The following is a 498-nucleotide window of genomic DNA, read 5'->3' on the forward strand; positions in this document are numbered from 1 at the left end:
GCGGACGGAAAAGTTGGCGTGGTAAGTGTCGGCCGGGGCCGACCGGCCCTGGCCGTTAATGGTAGCTCCGTTGAGTATGTAATCGAAGTTCGGGTGCGCGGAGACTTGCTGGGTAGCCTGCTGGTCCAGCTCAAGCGCCGAAATCGGCAAGCTCGGCATGATGGCCTGTGCGGCAACGGCATTCCAGGCAATGGCAGTGCGCAGGCGCGCCTGCAGGGAATCGCTGTTCACGCCACCCTGCTGCAGCATATGCTGCAGCAGGGTGGCGTGAACAGCGATTCCCTGCAGGCGCGCCTGCGCACTGCCATTGCCTGGAATGCCGTTGCCGCACAGGCCATCATGCCGAGCTTGCCGATTTCGGCGCTTGAGCTGGACCAGCAGGCTACCCAGCAAGTCTCCGCGCACCCGAACTTCGATTACATACTCAACGGAGCTACCATTAACGGCCAGGGCCGGTCGGCCCCGGCCGACACTTACCACGCCAACTTTTCCGTCCGC

General features: G+C 63.1%; 2 protein-coding genes. One reads left to right on the forward strand and one right to left on the reverse strand.

The window, feature by feature from the left end; genetic code table 11:
- The coding region (locus VE26_RS18305; protein WP_152658651.1) for a hypothetical protein at positions 1-231 on the reverse strand (231 nt) is incomplete at its 3' end.
- Between the two features lie 36 nt (positions 232-267).
- Here VE26_RS18305 and VE26_RS18310 point away from each other — a divergent pair.
- The coding region (locus tag VE26_RS18310) for a hypothetical protein (protein ID WP_152658651.1) at positions 268-498 on the forward strand (231 nt) is incomplete at its 3' end.

Source organism: Devosia chinhatensis (genome assembly GCF_000969445.1).
GTDB lineage: Bacteria > Pseudomonadota > Alphaproteobacteria > Rhizobiales > Devosiaceae > Devosia > Devosia chinhatensis.